Source organism: Candidatus Borrarchaeum sp. (genome assembly GCF_019058535.1).
Lineage (GTDB): Archaea > Asgardarchaeota > Sifarchaeia > Borrarchaeales > Borrarchaeaceae > Borrarchaeum > Borrarchaeum weybense.
In genome coordinates this window covers 19,184-28,052 of the sequence record NZ_JAHPYX010000085.1, presented here as the reverse complement: position 1 = coordinate 28,052, position 8,869 = coordinate 19,184, and the positions used below count along the sequence as shown (strand labels likewise).

7 protein-coding genes and 1 pseudogene are annotated in these 8,869 nt (G+C 33.7%); 4 read left to right on the top strand and 4 right to left on the bottom strand.

The genetic code is table 11. The features are described from left to right. Together QVB70_RS04865 and QVB70_RS04860 are read right to left on the bottom strand one after the other, a co-directional pair. A pseudogene (locus QVB70_RS04865) lies at positions 1 to 215 on the bottom strand (hypothetical protein); the annotation flags it as partial. Between the two features lie 2 nt (positions 216 to 217). Beyond that, complete coding sequence (locus QVB70_RS04860) at positions 218 to 889, bottom strand: hypothetical protein (RefSeq protein ID WP_287583951.1); 672 nt, start codon at positions 887 to 889, stop codon at positions 218 to 220. 149 nt (positions 890 to 1,038) lie between these two features. On the opposite strand from QVB70_RS04860, the gene QVB70_RS04855 reads away from it, so the two are divergent. Both QVB70_RS04855 and QVB70_RS04850 read left to right on the top strand, forming a co-directional pair. Continuing rightward, entirely contained in the window at positions 1,039 to 2,559 is a 1,521-nt protein-coding gene (locus QVB70_RS04855) for a hypothetical protein (protein WP_287583949.1), read from the top strand. Continuing rightward, positions 2,552 to 3,865 carry a hypothetical protein gene (locus tag QVB70_RS04850; RefSeq protein WP_287583948.1) on the top strand — a complete coding sequence of 438 codons (1,314 nt, stop codon included), beginning with the start codon at positions 2,552 to 2,554 and terminating at the stop codon, positions 3,863 to 3,865. The genes QVB70_RS04855 and QVB70_RS04850 overlap by 8 nt, the downstream gene beginning before the upstream one ends. A gap of 73 nt (positions 3,866 to 3,938) precedes the next feature. Here the strand turns inward: QVB70_RS04850 and QVB70_RS04845 are convergent, their stop codons facing one another. Beyond that, positions 3,939 to 4,235, bottom strand: a complete 297-nt coding sequence (locus QVB70_RS04845) for a hypothetical protein (RefSeq protein WP_287583947.1) — start codon at positions 4,233 to 4,235, stop codon at positions 3,939 to 3,941. A gap of 116 nt (positions 4,236 to 4,351) precedes the next feature. Then, on the bottom strand, positions 4,352 to 4,558 hold the full coding sequence (locus tag QVB70_RS04840) for a hypothetical protein (protein ID WP_287583946.1): 207 nt from the start codon (positions 4,556 to 4,558) through the stop codon (positions 4,352 to 4,354). 273 nt (positions 4,559 to 4,831) lie between these two features. On the opposite strand from QVB70_RS04840, the gene QVB70_RS04835 reads away from it, so the two are divergent. Then, positions 4,832 to 6,742: a hypothetical protein gene (locus QVB70_RS04835; protein ID WP_287583944.1), complete on the top strand. Its 1,911-nt coding sequence runs from the start codon at positions 4,832 to 4,834 to the stop codon at positions 6,740 to 6,742. Continuing rightward, a complete protein-coding gene (locus QVB70_RS04830) occupies positions 6,717 to 8,594 on the top strand; it encodes an ATP-binding protein (protein ID WP_287583942.1) in 1,878 nt (625 codons plus the stop codon). Before QVB70_RS04835 ends, QVB70_RS04830 begins: the two co-directional genes overlap by 26 nt. Positions 8,595 to 8,869 lie beyond the last annotated feature (275 nt).

Sequence of the window (8,869 nt, the reverse complement as noted above, 5' to 3'; positions counted from 1 at the left end):
GTTTTTCCTTGACCTGTGTCCCCTGTAATTACGATAATTTTGGATCTTTTTTGAGGATGAATTTTTATTTTTCTAATTGCATCAAAGATTGCATCTGTAATATGTTTGTTAATTGATTCAACATCAACTGGTATAGTCCATGGTTGCCTGACAACAAAATCTGAAAATGGATTGGGTTCTGTAAGAATAATTTTATTTATTTCCGCAATAGACACATTCATCTTCTCCATAAAACGTAATAAGCTAAACCTTTGGGCAATCTTATTCCTTTTTCGGGTTCCTTAACACTTAAAGTGTCCATAGCGAACTTCAAGTCTATAATTCCTTTATTTCCCATTTCTTTTATAAATTCATTAAACTTCTGTTGACCTATAGAGCTCCTTGAAATAACCTTTTCTCTCAAAAGTGGTATTTCAATTACTCCTCCAAGTGCTGGAAATTCTGAATCTAATTTTTTATATTCTTCTTTTATAATTCGCTCCAATTCTGAATCAGACATACTCGTGATTTTAGCAGTTGATTTCTTTGTTATTGATGATTTGAGAGTTGATATTTCGGAAACTAAATTAGCAGTCATTGAAGAAAATATTTTCATGAATTCTTTCAAAGAATTCTCAAGATTTGTGAAATTAGAAATAATTATCTTCGTTAGTTCTTCTGGTGATGTGGAACTTTTGTATTTTTGTTTTCCTTTTTCAGTTGTTCTAAATTGCGGACGTTTTTGTGTCTTTCCTGATTTTGTAAGAGGGTAATGCTCCTCTAAAAGTCCATGATTGATAAGTTTCTCGATATCAATTTTTCTACCTAGATCCGTCTTTGTTGCACCATCTACTTTGTCTGCAATCTTTAATGCATTTATTTCCTTTTCATTAACATCGATAGACTCCATAGAAATTCATCCTATTCAGTAATCACTTCATATGAATATATTTGGAGATCGGCTATAAATTTTTTCAATAATATAAAAACGAAAATATAACAATTTTTTCCGAATTTATTCACTACTGGATAATGAATAAAGTTCAAAAAGGTATAGAAATGTATTCTAATAAGATGAGTACAATGTTACCGAGTTATCAAGAGGTTCTTGGTGAACCGCGGCACCTAATTAATTTACGTTGGAAAAAAGTCATAAAAGAAAAAATGGATGAGTTAGGCACATATAGTATAGAGGAAAAAGAAAACAAGTTCATTCAACTTTTGATCACAGTTCTTGATTTATATTCGAAAGGTAGAATTCATCACGAAACGTTTTCTGAATTTATTGATAAACTAGAAGGTTTAATGCAGGACTCCGTAGACCTAGAAGAAATTCATTTTCCTATAGGCGAAAGGGAAGAAATATTACTTTTAGATTTTGACGAAATAAAAAGACAGGACTTATTGGAAATTGATCGCGTCTCTTTTTTACTCAAACTGTATATTAATAAGGATTTCTACGATCCAACGAGTTTCTGGGCAAAAGCAAGGCTTATTTTTGATCCAACAAAATTTTATCAATTTTGTACAGATCTCGTGAAGAATGAAGATTTACAGCGGTTTGCAAAATCTGTTCTCAGAAAATATCAATTAGATATTGAACTTAATACGCTTATTGATGATGTTAAACTATCAAAATATAATGCAATAACGTTCGAAGCATTTTATTTATATCTGTTGAACAAAAGTATCACTGAAAAAACATTAGACTTTTTTATCTCTAATGTGAAAGCAAGCGATCCATCTGGTATGGACAAAATTGAAAAAATCCTTAAAATATATGAAGATTCATTTGCAAACCTCTTGAAACTCTCCTATCTGCAGAATTATATCTCTTATCGGAAATGGGATAGATATGACATTGGCAAATCGAAAGTAACTTTCACTTTTTCACCAGAAGACGAGGTTCGGCTAAAAGCTACGCTTTATGTAGAACTCAAAGAAAAAACTTCAATGAAAGAATTTGATATTGAATGTTTTATAGACAGTGACCAATTTCTTTTATTTGTACTTGGTATAGAAAAAGCCCTTCAAATTGTTGAAAGTATTCACTTCGCTCTAATCAATCCAAAATACGACAGGGCATTTATTTTCTTAGACAAAAAAGAAAAAAAGATGCGTGTAAAGGCCCCATCCACCAAAATTAGGGGTAGTATACAGAAAGTCTTTTGCCAAACTTCAGGAATCGAGGCTAAACAAGAAATATTGATCGAAAAAGAACGAGAAGATGTATCTGAAGTTTTGGATAGGATAATGGAAGAAAGTAAGAAATTGCCCACAAAAGTTGTTGATTCCATAAAGGAGATAGAGTTACTTGACAACAATATAGAAGATCTAAAAATTATGCTATCTTCAGATGATGTCCTCGAAAGCTTACAAAGGTATCAGAAACAATATGATCACGATTTGCGGAAAGAAAAAAGTATTAATAAAATAGTTTTTGTTTCGGCTTTGTCCGGCAAACTTGTGACCGTAAACTTTGAGAAAGGTTATTGGCGTTATCCTCCTTATATTGATTTAGAAGAACAAAGAGCATATGATGAATTTCTTAAATCTCTGAGATGGGTCCAATTTGAATAAATACAGATTTTTAGAATTACTAGACTTTCTTGCTCCTTCTGGAAAGGTTACTCTTCGACAATTGAAGGCAAAGTTTAATTTGAAGAAGAAAGAAATTACAAGCCTCATCTCAAATAATCTCTTCAATTTGCATTCTAAGAAATATGAAAGATGTCGTGATGATGACTGTGGCAAAGCTCTCCCTATTTTCTCAGACAATGGAACGTTTTACATTTCTTGCGATGAACACGGACGTTTTGAGATAAATGAAGATGACCTTAAATTAATTTCGATTAACACAGACACTCTTTTTTCTATTTTAAAAGAGAAATTCAGCCACTTAATCGGGAAATATTTTATCACAAAAGAAGAAGAAAATGAAAAAGATTGGATTATTCAAAAACATTATTTTTCAAAACTGCCAGAAATTCCGCTTTCTCTTATTTTCTTCTTAATAAATCCGATAGATATACGTCCAATAATCAACTTTTTCTCAAGTGAAAAAACAATCCATTACCCATTTTTTATTCTTCCAAATCTTAGAAATAATAAGGTAATAGAAGATCTATTGGAATTAGGACAGGTTATCGATTACCAAACTATTTTTAATGAACCTGTTTTTCAAGAATTATCTCGGTTGCTTATAAGCAAAATTGATCTCTTTTATAAGATGGTAAAAGAGCACAAAATTCACCCACATTTGCTTGTTCACACTTTAGCAGGAACTTTTCTGATCCATAAATCAAAACGAGGGGGTTATAATTTCGAAGATGTTTGTTTTAAGATTTTACAAAAAATATTTCCCAAAACTACTAAAATAGGCGAAGGTACAAAGAGAAAGCCAGAATTTTTAACAGTTTTGAAAGATAACCCAATTCTAATCGATGCAAAATCGGGTAAGTCTTTAGATATAGCTGAAGAACGAAAATTACTTGAATATTGTCAGAACTTTAAAGATCAATATAATGCATGTAATCTTTTGATTATTGCTAACAAAGAATTGTTAGATAAGAAAATGAAAAAGCGTATGAACGATCTAAAACAAGTTGCTGATAGAGTTTCGGTTATCAGCGCGCCATCATTGGAACTTCTTTATGATATAATTCGTTTCTTCCACGAAATAAAGAAATCAAATCAAATAAAAATCAAAAATGTAGAAACAACCCTTTTCAAATATTTATTTGACCCAAATTTGAATTTTATTGATGAAGAGCGTACTATAAATCTCACTTCAATCCTTTTCTATGATATTAAAGATCCTGAGGAATTGGCAAAAAAATATGCTGTTCCTTTTGGAAAATATCTGGAATCTAAGTATAGCAAATAGTTGGTGTATGTTCTAAGAAATGCTATTTTTTCGATAACGAAAAGGAGAATTACCTACTCGGATTTTTTAGTTGTCATTTTCTTTGTTCGATTTTTTCCTTAAATGCAAGTAGGAAATTTTTCACATTCTTAAGTCTCTTAATATATATTTCTTGCTCCCTATCATCTGTTTTATGGACAACTGTGCCGATGCCGATAATGCGATCAAATTCTTTACTTTTTTCTTTATTTACCGCTTGAAGAAAATTCCTGATTTTCTGATATAATCGGTTTGCCTCCCCACTGCCTTCTTCAAGATGTAACTCACTTAACCTATCTGCTTCTGCGATGTACTTTTCTAATTCATCAATAACTTTATCTGGTTCAACCATAGTAACACCTCCATATCTTATTGAATGTGATTATTTCTTTTTCTTTTTTCTCCTAGTTTGTCGATCAGTGTTTTTATTTTCTTGAATTCCAGAAGTTGCATTAGATAATAGCAGATCTAACATTTCCCAATACTTTCATTTTTTAACATACTTGGCAATTTACTCCATTGAAATCCTTTTTTAGGAATTGTAGAACACTTTATTAAGTCTAAATTTCCAAATTTTTCCCAGGGATTACCTATCCATTTGAGCATATCTTTTACCTCACCGTTGAAGAAATCTTCTAATTTTTTGAGATATTGATATTCGAAATCATACTTCAATTGGGACTCTCTCCTCTCTTCGATATCAGAACTATTAGACAGATAACCAACATCCCAACATCTAGAATTTCCTTTGATCTAGTTAGATATAAAATTGCGATAGTCACTTTCAGATATCATCTCAAATAATCCTATTTTTTTATCGATGAACTCAAAAGATTGTGGAACAAAAATAAAATTTGAGGGGATTTTAGAACTCAATAGGATAAAAGTACCAACAAACTAAGAAATCATTATAATTCATCGAGCGAATAATAACTTTAGTGAGAATTGATGAAGCATTCATTTTTAAGCGAAACGCTGAAAAGAGTAGGCGAAATCCTAAGAACTGAAGCTGCTTCACAAATATCAGAATACGAAACAATCTTCAAAACCTCTGAAAAAATCTATGAGCAATTTCTTCATCGATTCATGGTTGATGAATTTTCAGTAGAAGACGCGTTAGCTACTGCAAGATCATTTTTTGGAGAAAATAAAATAAAATATGCTGCGGTTGATGGCACGGAGTACACAAAATCTTTTTTTGACCTTGCCATTTTCTATGGAGGTGCCTTCGCAGCTATTGGTGAAATTGAATTCAAAAGTGATGCCCCTCCTTCCGTGACTTATCCAAAAGAATTTCTCAAGCAAGGGGTTGGATGTTCCAGTTGTATCCCTGTGTATATTTGTGAAGTCCCTGAGATAGATCAAACGTTTTTCGATGAAACAACACCTGGCGAACTTTCATTAAGGAGACCACTTGATGATCAGACTATTATAGACAATTCAAGTATTGCAGATCAAATTATGACGTTTGCCGAGTATTATCTGGCTTATAAATTAATCATAGATCCACAAGAAAAGCCTATCCAGCTTTTATTAATGGACAGAAGTCTCTCCACAGATCAAGCACATTTTACTGTTGATACCAGAAAGAAATCTCATTGGGAGAAAAACGGAGCTCTCATTGGAGTTGAAGTTGATGGTGTCAAAATAGATGAAAATGATTTATGGCTTGGTCGGTACTGGATTCAAAATCCTGAATTGGGTGTTCTTCCACCACGAGCAGATTATCTTAAATATTATCTTGTCTTTTCTTTGAGGAATAATGGTCCTCAAAGTATTGATGAAGTTTGTAATAATCTTGATATAGACGATGAGCAAACTACAGAGCGTATAGAACGTTATATGAAAAGTTTAATCAGATATGGTATCATTCACAAACAAGGGGAGCGTTATCAATTAAAAGAACGCTATCAAGATACATGGGAACGCCTTAAAAAGCTTGTAAAAATGATTGGTGAAGCACTTTTCTCGGAAGAACCACAAGGTGACCCGCAATTTGATAAACTGATGAAAGTGAAGAAAGACGGTGAATATCATTGGTTTACCACACTTGATATGAACTTTCTCACTTTATTTTGCCTTTACATGATCCTTGAGAAATGCTGGAAGGACAATATCTTATTAGTTGGAATAACGAAAGATACTGCAGCACGTGACTTCAAGCGGCAAGTTATACCCATTACAACCCGTGCTGGGCTGATTCCCGAGAATTTAGCTCACGCAGAATTTGCAAACTTACCCAACACCGACAGGATGTTACTTCAGTCAGCTTCACTTCTCAATTGGCAGAAAGTAAAGGTGCCTTGGGCACTTGTTGAGTATGATTCCTGCTTTAGAACATTAATTCCAGACTTAGACAGAGGTATACAACACGTTCGCGGGGCAATTCAAAACAAGATTGCTCCTGAACGGTTATTTGTCAAAACCTATATTCAACTGTCAGTTGCTGATTATGATCCACAATTAAGAAGTAACGTATTGTTAATCGATCGACTGGTCTATCCGCAATTTGATCTAAACGATAATATAGTTACGTTCTCTAATCATTTTTCTGGTGTGGATGAGGTTGTCGATGTTATTCACTACCACACAAAAGACCATAAGAATGAACTGCAGAATTTAGTAATGACCATTCTTAGCGCTATGACAGATCCAAGCATCCCTGAAGCCTTTGGACATAATATTCCTCTTTTTATTGCAGATAACATAGCTAAATGGCAAAATAGATACTTTCAGGACGTGATTAATTCGACAAGGCACTGGATAACATCAAATCCAGCTTTGCGAAAATTTGTGTTTTATATGAGCACCTTTCGTGATAGGAGGTCAAAAATTGAGCGAACCAGACAACAACAATAAATTTAGTTTCGAAGTTCAAGACTATTTTACCGATTTTGGAGGGAAATTTAAAGCAAGGTTAGCTGCTGTAATCCCAACTCAGTTTAGAGCTGAATCCGCACTTGCTCCAACATCAGCTAAGTATAATTGCAAGGCTAAAGTGGAATATGATAAGGAACTCATGCGTCTTGTTGAAGAAGGCATGCTGCTAGCTGTGCGTAATTTTAAGAGTCGTGAAGAAGTTGCTCGATTTACATTATTAGAAATCACTCGCATTTGGCCTGAACATTTTGGATTACGTGGCTTATCTGATGGTAGTTATTATCCATTACAATTCGAGATTATTGATCAATCAGTTTCAGATTGGGAATCAGATGATAAAGCTACAATGTTGGTTCAAATTAATAGTATTCCAATAAACTATGATCTTGTCATTAAAAATGGCGAAATATCATATGAAAAAGGTTTTACGTATCCCATAATAGCTGAGAAGGCTCATATTTTGAACAGAGATCTAATCAATATGATGTATAATGGAAAAATCTTGGAAAAATTACCAGTTATTGCAGAAACAAGTGCTGAGGCGAGGAAAGATCCACGTCTGGGTACAATTAAAATGTTTGAGTCAGAAGAAGATAAAATCCCGATATATGTGAGTTTTGGAGATTTAATTCGCTATCACTTTGGTATCTTTGCATTTACAGGCGGAGGAAAGAGTAATCTTCTCTCGAATGTTCTGCGAAGGATTCTGCTTCATACAAAGGATACAAAAGTTATAATTTTTGATATTTCGTGTGAATATTCTTTTCTTTTGATGGATCTTTTCACAGACCCTGACATTCCGTCAAAGATACTTTTAGAGTCTAGAGTCGCAGATGTTGGCCAATTCTATGCATCTGTCGTCAAACCTAGAGAATTTGAAAAGGATCAACGAGTTCTTGATGCGTTTCGAAAAATAATGAATTTGGACAGGGTTGCATTCTACAGTAAGGTAAGAGTTCGAGTTCCGACGTATAGTCAAATTCTCGAAGAAATCGAAGTCTTACGAAAAGATAGTCTCGGAAAACCCCATTACGCAAATGCTTTAGACGATATAACTGCATTCATTCTTAGTTACGTAGAGGAGAATAATTTATACGATACCATGCCTGTAAATCGAGAATTTATCGATGAACTTGATCAAATAGCTCGACGGGCTGTTCAAGAATATAATGTTCACGATAAATCGGGCGTTTATGCCTGGGCTACTACTCGCCAGAATATCCTTAGACAACTTGAGGAATGCGAAGACGATGATTCAACTCAAACCGACTGTGTGACTGATGATGTGCTAATACAACTCATTGAAGGGGATACAAGGCTTATTTGCATTTCAATATCAGACGCTAATGATATCAAAGATCTTGTAATCTATCTCACAGGAGCTATACTGCAAAGACGAAAAAGGAGATTTAAAGTGAAGCCAGAGATTTTATTTGTGTTTGACGAGGCGCAGGAATTTATTCCCGATTTCGCTGGCTCTTCTGGAATAGATAAAGTGTGTTCGAGAGCAGTTGAAAGATTATTGCGGCAGGGAAGGAAATATGGTTTAGGTGGGTGCATTGCTACGCAAAGGATTGCACATCTAAATACAAATGCATTACAGCAACTTCATACGTACTTTGTGGGGACGTTGCCTCGTCCTTATGACAGAAGCTTAATTAGTAATACGTTTATGATTGATCGGAGTATTCTTGAAAAAACACTGGAGTTTGCGCCTGGAGAGTGGCTATTGTCGAGTTACATAGCTACGGGAATCGAAAACGTGCCGATCTTTGTATCTGCGGATAACTCAGAAGATGAATTGAAACGATATCTTTTATCAAGTGTTTGAAACACATATTAAGTGAAATAAAAGAATTTAAATGAATGGTTTTTCTGAGAAACTTATTATCACAGATGAAGATAAAGTTATAGATTCTAAGAAATTCGAACAAATAATCCAAAAATATTTTCGATGAGAAAAACAAAAATTCTAAGATTTAAAAGAATATTTCGGTGAATACCATAAACTATGAAATTTAGGTAGGTTATCTGAAAATGTAATTCTTGGTCGGTTTTAATTGGGTACGATAGGCTACAGTCCATATCGAAAGTATCGAGTGAGTT

Bases quoted from the DNA above. Each gene is read 5' to 3' on its own strand.
- QVB70_RS04860 (WP_287583951.1), bottom strand. From the start codon at position 889: ATGGAGTCTATCGATGTTAATGAAAAGGAAATAAATGCATTAAAGATT.
- QVB70_RS04855 (WP_287583949.1), top strand. From the start codon at position 1,039: ATGTATTCTAATAAGATGAGTACAATGTTACCGAGTTATCAAGAGGTT.
- QVB70_RS04845 (WP_287583947.1), bottom strand. From the start codon at position 4,235: ATGGTTGAACCAGATAAAGTTATTGATGAATTAGAAAAGTACATCGCA.
- QVB70_RS04835 (WP_287583944.1), top strand. From the start codon at position 4,832: ATGAAGCATTCATTTTTAAGCGAAACGCTGAAAAGAGTAGGCGAAATC.